The organism is Oscillibacter sp. CAG:155, from assembly GCA_000436875.1.
Lineage (GTDB): Bacteria > Bacillota > Clostridia > Oscillospirales > Oscillospiraceae > Oscillibacter.
On the sequence record FR890933.1, the window covers coordinates 1 to 15,729 of the forward strand.

The window sequence follows — 15,729 nt, forward strand, 5'->3', positions numbered from 1 at the left end:
CATCCGCCCCCGGGCCCAGGACGGTGCCTGCCGGGCAAGGGCCAGGTCGTACCGCTGGTCCAGCAGCTCTGCGTCAATAAAGCCCTGGATCACCGCCAGCATCTCCGACGCCGCCGTGCCCATGCAGCAGGGATTCTCCTCCGCACCGGGCAGCTGCGCCTCCTCCGCCAGCGTCAGTCCGCCGGAGGTCTGGACCTCCTGGGGCGTCCCGGTCTGGCCCGCCGGCTCCGGCGCGGCGTCCGCCGCTTGGACGGAAGTTCCGGCACTGTCCGCCTCTGCGGCAGCGCTTCCGCCGGACGTCAGATCCGCCAGGGCCGGCACTTTCTGCTCCTTCCAGCCGGGATACGGCTCCAGCTCCGGTGCCACCCGCTGCCAGATCCGGTCGTACTGGCGGTAATCATAAGGTTTGGGCGTATGTAGCGATTGTTCCATGGTGGTCCCTCCTTTTCTACCCAGCATATGCGCCGGAGGCGATTTTCGTAACAGTTGCAAATGCACCATCTCTTTTTCTGCCCATTGGATAAAATAACCTTGAAAACATTGTCTTTTCATTGCATTTTCCCGCCGGTTCTGCTAGAATAGACAAGCTATAAGCAGCTTTAGGAAAAAAGGAGGTTCCTGATCTCATGCTGGAACTGAAACATGTCTGCTATGCGGTCCAGGAAGGGGACGCACAGCTCGGCATTTTAAACGACATCTCTTTGACCATCGGCGATCACAAGCTGGTGGTGTTTACCGGCCCCAACGGCGGCGGCAAGACCACACTGGCCAAGATCGTCATGGGCCTGGTGCAGCCCACCTCCGGCCAGATCCTCTGGAACGGACAGGACATCACCGGCCTGAGCATCACCGAACGGGCCCGGCTGGGTATCAGCTACGGCTTCCAGCAGCCCCCCCGCTTCAAGGGGCTCACGGTACGCCGCCTGCTGACCATCGCCTCCGGCAACGAAAAGCTCTCCAAGGACCAGTGCTGCCAGTACCTGACGAAGGTGGGCCTGTGCGCCAACGACTACCTGGACCGGGAAGTGGACGCCAGTCTCTCCGGCGGCGAGGTCAAGCGCATTGAAATCGCCACCATCCTGGCCCGGAACAGCCAGCTGATGATCTTCGACGAGCCGGAGGCCGGCATTGACCTGTGGAGCTTCGCCCGTCTGACGGAGACCTTTGAGCAGATCCATGCCGCCGGCAGCGCCACCATGATCATCATCTCCCATCAGGAGCGCATCATCTCTTTGGCGGACGAGGTCATCGTGGTGGGTGACGGCGCCATCCGCCACCGGGGCTCCGCCCAGGAGATCCTGCCCCAGATTCTGTCCGATACGCTGGGCGCCTGCCCGGTGCTGAGCAAAGGAGGTGCCGCACAATGATGGAAACGGAAGTGGATCGCGAGCTTCTGGAGAAGATCGCGGACATGTTGGGAAAGCCCGTAGGGGCATTCAATATCCGCAAGGACTGCGGCTGTGACGGACGCCAGTCCACGGAGCATATCAAAATCGACAACCGGACTGACGGCAAGAGCGGAATCGACATCCATATCCTGGACGGCACGGTGGGCGAGACCTGCCACATTCCGGTCATCATCACCAAGCCCGGTGTCCAGGAGACGGTGTACAACGACTTTTACATTGGGGAAAACTGCAACGTTGAGATCGTGGCCGGCTGCGGCATCCACAACTGCGGTGAGCAGGACTCCCGTCACGACGGTGTCCACACCTTCCGCATCGGCAAGAACTCCCACGTCCACTATTCGGAAAAGCACTACGGCGAGGGCGACGGCAAGGGCGGCAAGATCATGAACCCCCAGACCATCGTCTACCTGGAGGAGGGTGCCTCCATCCAGATGGACACCGTCCAGATCCGTGGCGTGGACTCCACCAAGCGATACACCAAGATTGTCTGCGGCAAGGGTGCCGAGGCCGTGGTCACCGAGCGTCTTCTGACCCACGGGGAGCAGGTTGCTGAAAGCGACATGGTGATCGAGCTCAACGGCGAGGACGCCAAGGGCCGGGTCATCTCCCGCTCCGTGGCCCAGGACTCCTCCAGCCAAGTGTTCCGCCCCTGTGTGGTGGGCAATGCCAAGTGCTTCGGCCATGTCCAGTGCGACTCCATCATCATGGGCAACGCCAAGATCAGCTCCGTGCCGGAGATCGCCGCCAACGACACCGAGGCCCAGCTGATCCACGAGGCCGCCATCGGCAAGATCGCCGGCGAACAGCTTTTGAAGCTGGAGACGCTGGGGCTCACCGAAGAGGAAGCCGAGGACTGCATCCTCAAAGGCTTCCTGGCCTGACCGACAAGTTCAAAGGCGATGCAGCGGCACGGCGGAGCTCCCGCCGTGCTGCTTTTGCATCCGGGTGCACTGCCCGGTATTTTTTGTTTTTTAGTACTTGACAATACATAGTAGCTGGTATAGTATAGCTGTCAAAGGGGGGCTGTTATGAACGCGCAGTTCAAAAAGGGCGTGCTGGAGCTGATCGTGCTGGAATCCGTCCGCAAGCGGGACATGTACGGCTACGAACTGGTGGCCGAGGTATCCAAAGTGGTGGACGTGAATGAGGGCACCATCTACCCCCTGCTCAAGCGGCTGACCAATGAGCACTACTTTGAGACCTATCTCCGGGAATCCTCGGAGGGGCCGCCCCGAAAATACTACCATCTTACCGCTGCCGGAATCTTGTACCGGGACACTTTGGAAGCGGAGTGGCTGCACTTTTCGCAGCAGGTCAATGCATTTTTGGAGGAGCATCAGGAATGAACAAACAGGAATTCTTGAACGAGCTGCAATCCCGCATCCGGATTCTGGAGGAGGCGGAGCAGCAGGATATTCTGGCCGAATACGCGCAGCACATCGACCTGCGCACTGCTGCCGGTCTTTCCGAGGAGGAGGCCATCCGGGACTTCGGTGATCTGGAGGAACTGGCCGCAGAAATTCTGGAGGCGTATCATGTAGACCCCAGCCGCGTGGATGCGCCGTCCCCCCAGCCTCTCGCCGGGGTTTCCTCCGGACTGAAGCGGACCGCCGGTCGCTGCCGGCTCTGTTTCCACCGGCTGGGCGGCGGCATCCGGGGCCTGGCGGTGCGGATCGCCGCCAGGTGGAGCCGCTTCTCGCAGCGTCTGCACGGTCTTCGCCGTACCCCGACTTCCCGACCCGCTGATGCCGCAGACACCGGAAAGGCGTCCTCCCGCACCTCCCGGCTCCGCCTCATCCGCGCCGGAGCCGCCCGGAGCATCCGCAGACTGGGCCGTCTGTTCCGGGAGCTGGCGCGCCTGGCCTGGAACCTGCTGCTGTTGCTCATCGCCCTGCCCTTCGCGGCGGCGGGGGTACTGGCGATTTTGAGCATCGGCGTCCTGGCAGTGCTGCTGGTCCAGGGGTATCCCCTGGCGGGGCCGCTGCTGTGCTGTCTGGGATTGGCCCTTTGCTGTGCCGCTTTGGTAGGCCTTGGGACCACGCTGATCTGGAAGCGTCGGAGCGGCAGCACCTCCGACGCAGTGCCCCGGAATCCCGGCGTTTCCACCCCCGCCCCGTCTCACTCCCTTGTGCCCACAGAAAGCCACAATGAGGAGGTGTCCGTCCATGCGTAAGGTCCGTCTTATACTGCTGGGCGTTTTGTGCGCCGGACTGCTGGTGTGCGGTATCGGTGCCGGCGTGACCCTGACAGAGGTCTCCGCCTTCTCCTACGGCGGGCAGCAGCTGCTGGAAAGCGCCCAGCTCCGCAGCCAGAGCCTCACCGTCACACTGGATCTGCCGGAGAGCACCATCTACCTGGAAGACCTGCTCTACGGCTGGGGATCTGACGTCCGCCTGATGGACGTCTCCCGCCTGGAGATCCGTGACGACGTCCCCGCCGGGACCCTGCGCCTGGACGCTACCTACGACTCGGCGGGGCCGGAACTTGCGGTCTGGGACGACTCCTGGGAGGAAGGAAATCTGGAGTGGGTTCATCTGAGCTGGCAGTCCACCGATGACTTGGCGATGCTGTTTTCCTGCAAGGACCAGGTTCTCTCCGACCTTCGGGCGCACAGGCTGACCTCCTATGTGCCTGCGGAGCTGCGGGAGGTTGTGGTCGCCGTAAATCCCGCCGACGCGGACCGGATTGTCCTGCCCTGACAGTACCGAAACAGCGCCGGAAACGCATAAGCGTTCCCGGCGTTTTTCACATTCCCTTGTATTCGGCGGCAAAACATGGTAAGGTAGGCACCATGGAACCGTTTGAATTGATTCGCTCCCGCCGCAAAACGCTGGCGCTGGAGATCACAAAAGACTGCCGGGTTCTGGTTCGGGCACCCCGGACCCTCTCCCGGGAACGCATCGACGCCTTCGTGGCCAGCCATCAGGACTGGATCGCCCGCCATCTGGAGCGTCAGCGCCTCCGGGCCGCCAGCGCCCCACCCGCCCCCACTCCGGCAGAGATCGAGGCCCTGAAGGCTCGGGCCCGGGCAGTTTTGCCGCCCAAAATTGCATATTGGAGCGAGAAAATGGGCGTGACCCCCACCGGCTTCCGAGTGACCACAGCCAAGACCCGGTACGGCAGCTGCAGCGCCAAAAACAGCCTCTGCTTTTCCTGCTTTTTGATGAACAGCCCGGAGGATGCCATTGAGCTGGTGGTGGTTCACGAGCTGTGCCACATCCGTGTCAAGAATCACGGCCCGGCCTTTTATTCCCTGCTGGAGCACTATCTCCCAGATTACCGGGAGCGGAAACAGCACCTGCGCTGACAGCAGGCGGGGCCGCCGCACAGCGCGGTGAACGCATGAAAAACCGGCCCCCGAACAGGAATTCCTGTTCGGGGGCCGGTTTGTTTTCACAGCGTTTCCCGGGAAAGTGCCCCGCTCAAATCAGATCGTGCAGCTTGAGCACCATCTGGATCTTGGCCCGGGCGTTTTCATTGTGGCGTCTGACCTGCCGGCACAGTTCGTCCGCGTCACCCGCCTGCATGGCCCGGTACATGTCCTCATGCTCCTGGATTCCCTCCACGGTCTTGTCCCGGGGCTGCTTTCCAAAGAGATATGCCGCATAGGTATGGGTATTGAGCTGCCGGTACATCTGCACCGCCGCCTGACTGCCGCTGGCGGTCATGTAGAGTTCATGGAACTGGCGGTCCAGCTCATAGGTTTGGAAATACTCTTCCGGAGAGGCAAAGATCTTCACCAGCCTCAGGTTCTCCCGCAGATTCTCCTCCATTTTTTTCTGAAGCAAGGTGCTGCAGGACACCGCCTGAGCCGCCTGAGGCGCAAAATACAGCTCCATCATCAGCCGCAGCTCAAAGAGCTCGTCGATCTCCCGCCAGTGTACCCGACGGACCCGGTACCCCTTCCGGGGAATCCCCTCCACCAGGCGCTCCATCATCAGCCGGTTGAGCGCCTGCTTGATGGGCGTGGGACTCACCCCGTAACGCTGGCACAAAAGCGACAGGTTGATTTTCTCGCCGGCGGGCAGGACCTCCTCGATGATGTCCCTGCGGATACAGCGATAAGCAAGGTCCACCAGGGTGTCGTTCCCGCCCCGCTTGGCTGCCTCTATCGGCGTCTCTTCCCTTCCGGGGGCCGCCGCTGCGGTCCCGTTTCCACCGGGCCGCATCTGCTCAGCCCAGCCAGTCGAAGTGGAAGCTCCCTTCCTTGTCGGTGCGGCGGTACGTATGGGCACCGAAGCAGTCCCGCTGAGCCTGCAGCAGGTTCATGGGGCCTTCGGCATCCCGATAGCCGTCAAAATAGGCAAGGCTGGCAGAGAAGGCCGGTGCTGCCACACCGCATGCCGCGGCAGTGGTCACCACCTGACGCCAGGCGGGCTGATAGGCCGCCAGCTTACCGGCGAAGTAATCGTCCATCAGCAGGTTCTGGGGAGGCTGCGGCGCCCGATAGGCCTCGGCGATGCGCTCCAGGAAGGCGGCGCGGATGATGCAGCCGCCGCGGAACAGCAGTGCGATGCCGCCCAGATCCAGATTCCAGTCATACCGCTCGGAGGCCGTTTTCAGCAGCGCAAAGCCCTGGGCATAGGAGCAGATCTTAGAGGCATACAGCGCCTGGCGGATGGCCTCCAGGAACGCGGCGCGGTCACTGCCGGTGAAGGGCGCGTGCTCACAGCCGTAGCGCTCCTTGGCAGCGGCCCGTTCGTCGGACTTGGCGGACAGATCCCGGGCAAACACCGCCTGGGCGATGGTGGGCAGGGGCACGCCCAGGGACAGGGCCTCCTGAACGGTCCACATACCGGTGCCCTTGCTGCCGGCGATGGGGGCGATCATATCCACCAGAGCGTTGCCGGTCTCCGGGTCCTTGACGGTCAGGATGTGGGCAGTGATGTCCACCAGGTAGCTGGAGAGCTCCCCTTCATTCCAGGCCTTGAACTGCTCGGCGATCTCCGCGGCGGACATGCCCAGCAGTTTGCGCATCAGGTAGTAGGCCTCGCAGATCAGCTCCATGTCACCGTACTCAATGCCGTTGTGGGTCATCTTCACAAAGTGGCCGGCGCCGCCGGGCCCGATGTAAGCACAGCAGGGGTCCTCGCCCACATGGGCGGCAATGGTGGTCAGGAACGGCTCCACCTGGGCGTAGGCGTCCTTGTCGCCGCCGGGCATCAGAGCCGGACCGTGACGGGCGCCTTCCTCACCGCCGGAGACACCCATACCCATGAAGTTGATGTTCTTCTGGGCACACGCATCGTGGCGGCGGACCGTATCAGGATAGTGGGAGTTGCCGCCGTCGATGACGATATCGCCGGGCTCCAGATAGGGCATCAGGCCCTCCAGCACAGCGTCCACCGCCGCGCCGGCCTTGACCATCAGCAGAATCTTCCGGGGCTTTTCCAGCACAGAGCAAAGCTCCTCCAGCGTGGCACAGCCGGTGACGGTATATCCCGCCTCCTTGCCCGCATCCACAAAGACCTTGGTGGGTTCGCTGCTGCGGTTGTAGCCCGCCACGGAAAAGCCGTGCTCCGCCAGGTTCAGTGCCAGGCCCCGGCCCATGACCGCCAAGCCCGCAACGCCGATTTGATACTTCATGATTCTTCCTCCTTATTAATCGTTGGGATTTTCCCGCTATCTGGAAACCACATAGGGACAATCGCGTCCATTTAAAAGATCCAGCGCATTCTGCGCCGCCATCATGCCCATGCGATACCCGGCCTCACAGGTGGCCGCGCCGGCATGGGGCGTCAAAACACAGTTGGGAAGACCGGCCAGAGGACTTGCGCAGGCAGGCTCCGTCTCAGTGACGTCCAGACCCGCCGCGCCGATCTTCCCTGTCCGCAGCGCCTCATAAAGGGCGCTTTCATCCACCAGGCCGCCCCGGGCGGTATTGACCAGAACCGCCCCCGGCTTCATCTCCGCCAGGCGCGCCCGGTCCACCAGGTTCCGGGTCTCTTCGTTGAGAGGACAGTGGAGCGTGATAAAATCAGACTCCCGGAAAAGCGTGTCCAGATCCACATATTGCCCGCCGTGGGCGGAGAGGAAATCCTCGTCGGGGTAAGCGTCGTAGGCCAGCACGTTCATCTCAAAACCGGCGGCACGGCGGATGACCCCCTTGCCGATCCGGCCGGTGCCCACCACGCCCAGGGTCTTTTTCCACACCTCCACACCGGTGACAGGCTTTTCCGTTCTCCCGGCCCGGATCACTCCGTCCATGCGGCACACCTGCCGGGCGGCGCAGAGCATCAGCGCCATGGCCAGGTCGGCCACGGAATCACTGTTGGCCCCCGGCGTGATGGTCACCCGGATGCCCAGCTCCCGGGCCGCCTCCAGGTCCACCTGGTCATACCCCACGCCGTAGCGGGAGATGACCCGGAGTTTTTTGGCTGTGGAGAGCAGCGCGCGGTCATAGGGCTCCAGCCCCGCGATCACCGCGTCCGCCTGGGGCAAATATTCCGCCAGCTGGGCAGTGAGGTCGCCGCCGTCTCTCTGCAGGCGCACCACTTCACAGCCGTTTTCCTCCAGCAGCCGAATGGGTGCATCATCTGTTTGGGCAAAGGTGCGGGGCGTTGCCAATACCAAATACTCTGCCATGGTCTCCGCTCCTCACCGGCCGCTGCGGCGTCGGTGCCGCCTCAGGTCTATTCTCATGGGTCAGTCCCCTTCCCGTTCGTTGAGCTTGGCAAGCTGGCGCTCATACTGCTCCAGATACATCTGGAACCGCTTTTCATAGAGTTCATGCATCTCGGGGTCGGGGATCAGGGTCTCGGTGGCGTCCGCCCGGTAATCCTCGATGTGCTCGATGCAGCCCAGGTTCTCCATAGCCAGCATGGCCGCGCCCAGGATGGAGGCATGGGGCATATCCGCACACTCCAGGGACCGGCCGAAGATGTCCGCGCACATCTGCATCCAGTTCCGGGAGTTCAGGATGCCGCCGGAGAGCTGAATCTCCCGGGGCTCGCCGTTTTCCCGGCAGAGCATCTGATAGCAGTGATAGAGGTTGAAGAGGACGCCCTCCTGCACGCTGTGGTACATGTCGGCAGGACCGTGCTGGGGCAGCAGGTTGCAGAACCCGCCCCGCCACTCGTCGTTCCAGCCGGGGCAGCGCTCACCGAAGAGGAAGGGGAGAAAAATGGGCATATCCTCCACCTCACCCGCCTGGGCCTCGATGGCCTCATAGGGAATGTTGGGGGTGAAGAATTTGGTCTTCAGCCAGTCCAGGCAGTTGCAGGCACCGGAGGTAGCAGCGCCGGATAGCCAGCCGTTGGGAGAGAGATAGCACCAGGTACTGGGCTTTTTGGGCAGAATGGGCTTTTCCACCGACATCCGCAGTGCACCGCTGGTACCCACGGAGAAGGTCATCACGCCGGGCTTGAGCGCGCCGGCGCCCACCTGGTTGAGGGCGCCGTCCGGATAGCCGGGCAGCACCGGGGTGCCCTCCTTCACGCCCAGGAGCACCGCGCCCTCCCGGCTCAGGGGGAACATCTCCCGATAAGTGGTCAGGCGGCACAGCTGGTCCTCCCGAACTCCCACCATCTCCAGAGACGCCGGGTCCCACTGACGGGTATGTACATTCAAAAGGCCCTCGCCGGAGGCAATAGAGTCGGACACCGCCCACTGTCCTGTGAGTTTATAGACGTTGTAGGTACTCTGGGAGCAAAAGAGCTTGTCACTCAGGTCCAAGCCCCGTTTTTTCAGATCCAGCAGTTTGAAGGCCGGATAAATGGCATGGACCATACAGCCTGTGCGCTGGTAGAAATCCGTGCAGAACGCCTCGTCCGCCCGCAGTTTCCGGGCGGTCTCCGCCGCGCCGGTGTAGGCCCAGGTCAGTGAGGGCGTCACCGGTTTTTTCGACTGGTCCAGGGTGATGATGGAATGCCAGGTGCCGCCGGTGGCCACGGCGTCGATCTGCTGGTCCGCCGCCAGCCGGCGGGCCACCTCCGCCGTTTTTCCGAACACGGCCTCGGGGTCCTGGGCACCGGTGGCACCCTGCTCGATCCCCTCCGAATAGGGTTCACTGAGCATCCCAACCACGCCGTCCTTACTGTCGTACAGCATGGCCTTGGCCGATGTGGTGCTGGATTCAATGGCTAAGATACGCATGGCTCCTCCTTTTCCTCATCAATTTAACTTGATAAATTTTTAGATTTTATTTTATAGATTTCAAATTTCTTGTGTTCATTTTAGCACGTTTTCCCGGGGTGTCAATTCTGTGGGTTTCCCTTTCCGCAATCTTGTAGGGACCGCCAAAAACGCCTTCCTTTTTTTGGTGCTCTTTTCCGGCACACCGCCGCATACTTCGTCAAAAAACGGTCATTCTGAGTAGAGAATCCCAAAAATCAGTAACCGGAGGTGCCTATTTGATGTTTTCCTTTCAACGCCGGCCGGGGCCGCTGGCAATCCTCTGCGCAGCGCTGCTGCTCTCGGCGATGCTGCTCTGGCCGCTGAGCCGGCAGTCCTCCTCTCTGCCTGCCGCCGGAGATGCTGCCGTTGCCGTCTCCACCGACAACTGGGGACTTTCCTTCCCCACCGAGGGGCAGTCCCCGGTGGGGAACGCCACCGTAGAGGAGCTGGCACAGTACAACGCCTATTACCTGGGCGACACCACCAAAAAGGTGATCTACCTCACTTTTGACTGCGGCTATGAAAACGGCTACACCGCCTCGATCCTGGACACGCTGAAAAAGCACAACACCCCGGCGGCTTTCTTTGTGGTTGGCAACATGATCGAGTCTGCCCCGGACCTGATCCGCCGCATGGTGGCGGAGGGGCACATCGTGGGCAACCACACCTATCACCACCCTGACATGTCCGCCATCAGCGACCAGGCCTCCTTCCAGAAGGAACTGGAGTCTCTGGAGGCTCTCTTCCAGGAGACCACCGGCCAGACCATGAGCAAATACTACCGCCCGCCCCAGGGAAAATACAACGTGGAAAATCTACGGCAGGCCAAGGCCCTGGGCTACAAGACCATTTTGTGGAGCCTTGCTTATGTGGACTGGTACGTGGATGACCAGCCCACGCCGGAGCAGGCCTATGCCAAGCTCCTGCCCCGCATCCACGACGGTGCCATCGTGCTGCTCCACTCCACCTCCCGCACCAACGCGGAGATTCTGGACGATCTGCTCACCAAGTGGGAGGAGATGGGCTTCACCTTCGCCTCTCTGGACCAGCTGCCCGGCAGCACAGTCTGACCGTTTCCCGGGGCCTGACGGCCCCGGGCCTTTTTCTACGTCCCGCTGCCGGGACGGCTCTCCCAGAGAAAGATTTACAGCAGCCGCTCTGGACGCAGAGCCCGGGGCGTGGTATGCTGGAAGCAGAATTTCTTTTGATACCGTGCAATAAACTGCGGTTTTGTTCCGTTATCTTAGTAGAACAGGAGGAATCCCGTATGTTCTTCTTGACTGTGGCGGCACCGCCGCCCGGAGAGGACGCCCTTTTAGACACGTACATCTCCCACATTGCCCTGGGGAGTCAGGACGCACTGGCGGCTTTGTACCAGCGAACCCACGCCGCCGTATATGGCTTTGCCCTGTCCATTTTGAAAAATGCGCACGACGCGGAGGATGTGCTCCAGGACGCCTACCTGCAGGTGTGGAACGGCGCCTCCGGCTACCGCTCCCATGGGAAGGCCATGGGCTGGCTGATGACCATCACCCGGAATCTGGCCCTGGACCGGCTGCGCCAGCACAGCCGCACCCAGACACTGCCCCACGAGGACTGGCAAGCCCTGCCGGAGGAGGCCTCCCCCGTCACCGCCGAGGACCGGATGATGCTGGAGGCCCTGCTCTCCGTTCTGGAGGACCAGGAGCGGCAGATCGTCACGCTCCACGCCCTCACCGGTCTCAAGCACCGGGAAATCGCCGCCCTGCTGGGACTGCCGCTGCCCACGGTGCTCTCCAAATACAGCCGGGCATTGAAAAAACTGCGCCTTGCATGGAAGGAGGCTGACTGACATGCGCGATCAGGAACTGGAAGAACGGCTGCGGACCGCCGTGGAACACGCAGCCCCCAACGCCCTGGACCGGATTCTCGCGTCCTGCGGCCCTCAGACACAAACCACCGCCGTGGTTCCCATGCGCCGCCCCCATGCCAGACGCCGCTGGGCCGCCCTGGCTGTGGCAGCGGCATTGGTGCTGGTGTGCGGACTGTCCTTCTGGCATGCAGGCAACTCCGTTGCCTCCGTGGTGTCTCTGGACGTCAACCCCAGCATCCAGCTGCAGGTAAACAGCAAGGAACGGGTACTGGCGGCCGATCCCCTCAACGAGGACGCCCAGGTCATCCTGGATGGCATGGACCTGAAGGGCACCCAGCTCAACGTGGCGGTCAACGCCATTGTGGGCTCTTTGCTCCAGCACGGCTATCTGGATAAAATCTCCTCCGCCATCCTCATCTCCGTGGAGGACCAGGACCTCCAGCGGGCCTCCCAGCTGGAGAGTTCCCTGACCGACACCGTCAACACCGCGCTGCAAAACGCCTCCTCCGGGGCGGCGGTCCTGAGCCAGGCCATTTCCTCCGACGCGGAGCTGGACTCCCTGGCCCGCTCCAGCAACCTCTCCGTCGGCAAGGCTGCCCTGATCCGGGACGTACAATCTCTCAACAGCTCTTTGGCCGTAGACGGCCTGGCTGCCCTCTCCGTAGAGGAGCTGGAGCAGCTCCGCCAGACCGGCGCCGCCCGGGGCCTGCCTATCGGCAAGGACGCAGCGGCCGCCGCCGCGCTGGCCTATGCCGGTCTGAGCGGGGACACCGCAGTGTGGGATGCGGACCCGGAGCTGGATGAGACCCCCGCCCACTATGAGGTGGAAGTGGAAACGTCCTTCGGCGAATTTGAGTACAATGTAGACGCCTACTCCGGCCAGGTCCTCAGCGGCCCGGCCAACATCCAGACTGCCGCGCCTCCCGCCTCCTCCGGCAGCACCGCCGGCATCACGGAGGCCCAGGCCAAGTCCATCGCCCTGACCGACGCCGGCGTACAGGAATCCGCCGCTCTGGGCCTGCAGGTCAAGCGGGACTGGGATGACGGCCGCCTCTTCTACAAGGTGGAGTTCCGGACAGACGGTCTGGAGTATGAGTACGAGATTCTGGCCGCCGACGGCACCATCTGGAGTGCGGAGCGGGACGGCGATGATGACTGGCACACTTCTTTCTCCGCCTCCTCCACCGTCTCCATCGACGCCGCAGCCGCCAAGAGCACCGCACTGGCCCACGCTGGTCTCAGCGCCTCCGCCGTAACCGGCTTCCAGTGCGAGCTGGACGAAGATGACGGCTGCTATCGCTACGAGATCGAATTCCGGGCCAACGGACAGGAATACGAGTATGAGATCGACGCCGCCACCGGCACCGTGCTCAAAGCCGAGATCGACGACTGACCCAGGCACATAAAAAAGGCATCCCCGCTATGGGGATGCCTTTTTTATGTAGGAATGTCTCCGGCAGGCCGGTCTTACAGCAGAGCCGGTACCAGCAAAATCGCCAGGAAGATCACGTTCCACAGCGTGAAGATCCCCAGATACCGCCCCCGGATATTTCCGGAGCGGCGGGCCATCTGCTTGTAGGAAATGAGGCTGTACATAGAGGCGATCAGCGTGCCCAGCCCGCCGATGTTGGTGCCCACCAGCAGATCCTCCCACGCGTCCGTAAAGCCGGAGAGCAGCAGCGCCGCCGGTACATTGCTGATGATCTGGCTGATGCCCACCGACGCCAGCCGCACATGCCCTTCCAGCAGCTGGGCCACCAGATTGTGGAAGGCGGGAAAGCGCTTCATGTTGCCGATGAAGACAAAGAGGCACACGAAGGTTGCCAGCAGGCTGTAATCCACCCGCAGCAGCAGGTTCCGGTTCACCACCAGCACCGCCGCCAGGATCACCGCCAGCATCACCTCCGCCGGCAGCACGCCCAGCACCTCCAGCAAACACACCGCAAACAGCGCCAGCCACCCCAGCAGTCTCCGCCGGTCCAGGGGCTCCGTCTCCCCGCCGGTGTCCCCGGCGGCGATGGGCGCGCCCCGATAGCACAAACACACACTGCCCGCCAGCAGCACGCCGGAGAGGACGGTATAGGGCAGCGTCACCGCCAGGAACGCCCCCAGGGAAATACCGGAGACGGAGTAGAGATAAAGGTTCTGGGGATTGCCGATGGGGGTGAGCATGCTGCCCAGGTTCGCGGCGATGGTCATGAGCGTCACGGTACGGCACAGCGAGGCATCCATCCCCGTCAGATCCGAGAGCAGCAGTCCCAGGGGCACAAAGGTCAGGAGCGAAACGTCATTGGTGATGAACATGCTGCTGAAAAAGCAGAGAAACACCAGCATCAGCGCCAGCTGCCGCTGGGAGCGGATGCGGCGCAGCAGCGTCTGGCCCACCCGGCGGAACAATCCCATCTCCTGAAAGCCCGCCACCACGGTCATGAGGCAAAACAGCGTCAGCAGGGTGTCCTTATCCAGATACCCCGGGTACTGCCCGTCCGGCGGCACCAGAAAGCAGGAAAGCACCGCCAGGATGAACGCCAGGGAGAGCACCGTCTCCCGGCGGAAAAAGTTCCACAATTTTTTCAACATGGCTCCTCCGGTTCCGGCAGGTCCGTTTCCTTCCGGGCCTGCTCCAGATAATCCTGTTCCTCGGTTTTTTTGCTGGGGACGAACCCCTGGGCCGGCGTCCGGCGGCGGCCCTTGCTCTTGGCGTAGAAAAAGCCGGTGACGGAGAACACCACCGCGCCGATAAAGTTCACGAACAGGTCCTTCATGGTGTCGATGATGCCGATATCCACATAGCCGCCCACCCCCAGGCTCTGCCCGTTGATGACCACGTCCTGGATATTCGGGATGGTCACCACTTTGTTGGTCCGGGTGGGGTCCAGCAGCACCGAGTGGATGGAGTGGATTACCGTGTCCTTCTGCATGTCAAAGCCGAAAAAGTAGTCCATGCCAAACTCGAAAAACTCCCACAGCACCCCGATGGTCATGGAAAAGCAGAAGGCCACCAGTGCCAGGAAAAACGGCGAGAGGTGGAAGGTCAGCCGCTCGTCGTCATTGAGCAGGATCACCAGGGAGAACCCCACCGCCGCGGCCAGAAAGCCGTTGAGGGTATGAAGCATGGTGTCCCAGTTGGGCACCACCACATAAAACGCGTTCACCTCGCCCAAAATCTCCGCCGCAAAGATGAAACACAAAATCGTGATCTCCAGCGGCGGCGGCAGCTCGATGCGCAGCTTCACCTGCAGCCAGCTGGGCACATAGAGCAGCAGCAGCGTCAGCACGCAGAAAAAGGCGCTCTCGTAGCTCGCCAGCATGATCTGGCGCACCAGGACCGCAAGGACCAGAATGTGCAGAATGGAAAAGACGATGAAGGAACTTCGGTGCTCCCGCAGTTCCTTGTCCATGGCCTGCCGGAACGTCTTTTTCTCCCATTGCCGCCGCAGGCGGCGGGCCGTTTTTTCCCGTCTTGTCAATCAGATCCCTCCCTGTGCTCCCTAGTCTTTGCCTCTTGGGCCACCTCATTCCCCGCTTCCCGCAGCCGCGCCAGCAGCTCTCCCAGGTCCCGGCACACCAGTGTGGGCGGCGTGTCACTTTTGGCGGCGTCCTGAGCCGTCGCCTCCCCGGTAAGGACCAAAACTGTGTCCACTCCGGCATTCACGCCGCAGGCGATGTCCGTGTAGAGCCGGTCCCCCACCATCAGCGTCTCCTCCGGTTTGCAGCCGGTCTGCTCCAGGGCCAGACGGATCATGGTGGGGTCGGGCTTTCCAATAAATTGAGGCCGCCGTCCCGCGCCCCGGGCGATGAATTCACAGATGGCTCCACAGTCCGGGACGAATCCAAAGAGCGTGGGGCAGGCCCAGTCGGGATTGGTGGCCAGGAAATCCGCTCCCCGGGCCAGCAGACGGCAGGCGTTTTCCACCTTCTGATAAGTGAGCTCCGTGTCAAAGCCCACCAGCACCGCCGTCACGTCCGCGTCCGGCATTTCCCGGATGTCAAATCCCGCCGCCCGCAGCTGGCGGCAAAAGGATGCCGTGCCCACGGCGTAATAGACATCCGAGGGGGAGCGGCTGGTTTTCAGATAGTACACCGTGGCCTCCACAGCGGTGAGGAACTCCTCCCGCTCCGCCGGGACCCCCAGCCGGTGCATCTTCTCCAGCCCGGCGTCCACACCCCGGGAGGAGTTGTTGGTAAGGTAACGGACCGCGCCGCCATTGGCACGGACGCAGGACAAAAACGCCGCCGCGCCGGGCAGCAGCGTCTCCTCCAAATAAACAGTTCCATCCAGATCCAGCAAAAAAAGCCGCTTGCGGGCCAGGTCCATACCCTCACATCCTCGTATAATAAGATTTGCAGACA

General features: G+C 62.2%; 16 protein-coding genes and 1 pseudogene. 9 read left to right on the forward strand and 8 right to left on the reverse strand.

Features of this window, described 5'->3' with window-relative positions:
- Nucleotides 1–432: pseudogene (locus QZL67_RS07335) on the reverse strand (hypothetical protein); the annotation flags it as partial.
- Between the two features lie 194 nt (nucleotides 433–626).
- Between QZL67_RS07335 and QZL67_RS07340 the strand changes: the two are divergent.
- The 6 genes from QZL67_RS07340 to QZL67_RS07365 all read left to right on the forward strand — a co-directional run bounded on the left by QZL67_RS07340 (nucleotide 627) and on the right by QZL67_RS07365 (nucleotide 4,716).
- A complete protein-coding gene (locus QZL67_RS07340) occupies nucleotides 627–1,367 on the forward strand; it encodes an ABC transporter ATP-binding protein (protein ID WP_022290086.1) in 741 nt (246 codons plus the stop codon).
- A complete protein-coding gene (locus tag QZL67_RS07345) occupies nucleotides 1,364–2,290 on the forward strand; it encodes a SufD family Fe-S cluster assembly protein (RefSeq protein ID WP_022290087.1) in 927 nt (308 codons plus the stop codon). The genes QZL67_RS07340 and QZL67_RS07345 overlap by 4 nt, the downstream gene beginning before the upstream one ends.
- 147 nt (nucleotides 2,291–2,437) lie before the next feature.
- Nucleotides 2,438–2,755, forward strand: a complete 318-nt coding sequence (locus tag QZL67_RS07350; protein ID WP_022290088.1) for a PadR family transcriptional regulator — start codon at nucleotides 2,438–2,440, stop codon at nucleotides 2,753–2,755.
- On the forward strand, nucleotides 2,752–3,582 hold the full coding sequence (locus tag QZL67_RS07355; protein WP_022290089.1) for a DUF1700 domain-containing protein: 831 nt from the start codon (nucleotides 2,752–2,754) through the stop codon (nucleotides 3,580–3,582). Before QZL67_RS07350 ends, QZL67_RS07355 begins: the two co-directional genes overlap by 4 nt.
- Complete coding sequence (locus tag QZL67_RS07360; protein WP_022290090.1) at nucleotides 3,575–4,108, forward strand: hypothetical protein; 534 nt, start codon at nucleotides 3,575–3,577, stop codon at nucleotides 4,106–4,108. The genes QZL67_RS07355 and QZL67_RS07360 overlap by 8 nt, the downstream gene beginning before the upstream one ends.
- 92 nt (nucleotides 4,109–4,200) lie before the next feature.
- On the forward strand, nucleotides 4,201–4,716 hold the full coding sequence (locus tag QZL67_RS07365) for a M48 family metallopeptidase (protein WP_022290091.1): 516 nt from the start codon (nucleotides 4,201–4,203) through the stop codon (nucleotides 4,714–4,716).
- 115 nt (nucleotides 4,717–4,831) lie between these two features.
- On the opposite strand, the gene QZL67_RS07370 is transcribed toward QZL67_RS07365, so the two are convergent.
- From QZL67_RS07370 to QZL67_RS07385, 4 genes are read right to left on the reverse strand one after another with little or no spacing between them, the layout of a single operon-like run.
- On the reverse strand, nucleotides 4,832–5,578 hold the full coding sequence (locus QZL67_RS07370) for a GntR family transcriptional regulator (RefSeq protein WP_022290092.1): 747 nt from the start codon (nucleotides 5,576–5,578) through the stop codon (nucleotides 4,832–4,834).
- 4 nt (nucleotides 5,579–5,582) lie between these two features.
- On the reverse strand, nucleotides 5,583–6,995 hold the full coding sequence (gndA, locus tag QZL67_RS07375) for an NADP-dependent phosphogluconate dehydrogenase (RefSeq protein ID WP_022290093.1): 1,413 nt from the start codon (nucleotides 6,993–6,995) through the stop codon (nucleotides 5,583–5,585).
- Nucleotides 6,996–7,031: 36 nt separating this feature from the next.
- Nucleotides 7,032–7,994, reverse strand: a complete 963-nt coding sequence (locus QZL67_RS07380; RefSeq protein WP_022290094.1) for a phosphoglycerate dehydrogenase — start codon at nucleotides 7,992–7,994, stop codon at nucleotides 7,032–7,034.
- 60 nt (nucleotides 7,995–8,054) lie between these two features.
- Entirely contained in the window at nucleotides 8,055–9,503 is a 1,449-nt protein-coding gene (locus tag QZL67_RS07385; RefSeq protein WP_022290095.1) for a gluconokinase, read from the reverse strand.
- 260 nt (nucleotides 9,504–9,763) lie between these two features.
- Between QZL67_RS07385 and pdaA the strand changes: the two genes are divergently transcribed.
- From pdaA to QZL67_RS07400, 3 genes are all read left to right on the forward strand, one after another.
- The gene (pdaA, locus tag QZL67_RS07390) at nucleotides 9,764–10,594 is read left to right on the forward strand and encodes a delta-lactam-biosynthetic de-N-acetylase (RefSeq protein WP_022290096.1); all 831 of its coding nucleotides are present in this window, start codon (nucleotides 9,764–9,766) and stop codon (nucleotides 10,592–10,594) included.
- 197 nt (nucleotides 10,595–10,791) lie between these two features.
- Entirely contained in the window at nucleotides 10,792–11,355 is a 564-nt protein-coding gene (locus QZL67_RS07395) for an RNA polymerase sigma factor (RefSeq protein WP_022290097.1), read from the forward strand.
- A 1-nt stretch (nucleotide 11,356) separates the two neighbouring features.
- On the forward strand, nucleotides 11,357–12,769 hold the full coding sequence (locus tag QZL67_RS07400; RefSeq protein WP_022290098.1) for a PepSY domain-containing protein: 1,413 nt from the start codon (nucleotides 11,357–11,359) through the stop codon (nucleotides 12,767–12,769).
- A gap of 74 nt (nucleotides 12,770–12,843) precedes the next feature.
- Here the strand turns inward: QZL67_RS07400 and QZL67_RS07405 are convergent, their stop codons facing one another.
- From QZL67_RS07405 to QZL67_RS07415, 3 genes are all read right to left on the reverse strand, one after another.
- Nucleotides 12,844–13,956, reverse strand: coding sequence for an SLC13 family permease (locus tag QZL67_RS07405; RefSeq protein WP_022290099.1), 1,113 nt, complete (start codon nucleotides 13,954–13,956; stop codon nucleotides 12,844–12,846).
- Nucleotides 13,950–14,777: a hypothetical protein gene (locus tag QZL67_RS07410; RefSeq protein ID WP_292920086.1), complete on the reverse strand. Its 828-nt coding sequence runs from the start codon at nucleotides 14,775–14,777 to the stop codon at nucleotides 13,950–13,952. The genes QZL67_RS07405 and QZL67_RS07410 overlap by 7 nt, the downstream gene beginning before the upstream one ends.
- Nucleotides 14,778–14,842: 65 nt before the next feature.
- Nucleotides 14,843–15,729, reverse strand: an 887-nt coding sequence (locus QZL67_RS07415) for an HAD-IIA family hydrolase (protein ID WP_292920082.1), incomplete at its 5' end; no start/stop codon positions are given.

Coding starts and splice junctions, on each gene's coding strand:
- QZL67_RS07340 (WP_022290086.1), top strand. CDS start 627: ATGCTGGAACTGAAACATGTCTGCTATGCGGTCCAGGAAGGGGACGCA.
- QZL67_RS07345 (WP_022290087.1), top strand. CDS start 1,364: ATGATGGAAACGGAAGTGGATCGCGAGCTTCTGGAGAAGATCGCGGAC.
- QZL67_RS07350 (WP_022290088.1), top strand. CDS start 2,438: ATGAACGCGCAGTTCAAAAAGGGCGTGCTGGAGCTGATCGTGCTGGAA.
- QZL67_RS07355 (WP_022290089.1), top strand. CDS start 2,752: ATGAACAAACAGGAATTCTTGAACGAGCTGCAATCCCGCATCCGGATT.
- QZL67_RS07360 (WP_022290090.1), top strand. CDS start 3,575: ATGCGTAAGGTCCGTCTTATACTGCTGGGCGTTTTGTGCGCCGGACTG.
- QZL67_RS07365 (WP_022290091.1), top strand. CDS start 4,201: ATGGAACCGTTTGAATTGATTCGCTCCCGCCGCAAAACGCTGGCGCTG.
- QZL67_RS07370 (WP_022290092.1), bottom strand. CDS start 5,578: ATGCGGCCCGGTGGAAACGGGACCGCAGCGGCGGCCCCCGGAAGGGAA.
- gndA (WP_022290093.1), bottom strand. CDS start 6,995: ATGAAGTATCAAATCGGCGTTGCGGGCTTGGCGGTCATGGGCCGGGGC.
- QZL67_RS07380 (WP_022290094.1), bottom strand. CDS start 7,994: ATGGCAGAGTATTTGGTATTGGCAACGCCCCGCACCTTTGCCCAAACA.
- QZL67_RS07385 (WP_022290095.1), bottom strand. CDS start 9,503: ATGCGTATCTTAGCCATTGAATCCAGCACCACATCGGCCAAGGCCATG.
- pdaA (WP_022290096.1), top strand. CDS start 9,764: ATGTTTTCCTTTCAACGCCGGCCGGGGCCGCTGGCAATCCTCTGCGCA.
- QZL67_RS07395 (WP_022290097.1), top strand. CDS start 10,792: ATGTTCTTCTTGACTGTGGCGGCACCGCCGCCCGGAGAGGACGCCCTT.
- QZL67_RS07400 (WP_022290098.1), top strand. CDS start 11,357: ATGCGCGATCAGGAACTGGAAGAACGGCTGCGGACCGCCGTGGAACAC.
- QZL67_RS07405 (WP_022290099.1), bottom strand. CDS start 13,956: ATGTTGAAAAAATTGTGGAACTTTTTCCGCCGGGAGACGGTGCTCTCC.
- QZL67_RS07410 (WP_292920086.1), bottom strand. CDS start 14,777: ATGGACAAGGAACTGCGGGAGCACCGAAGTTCCTTCATCGTCTTTTCC.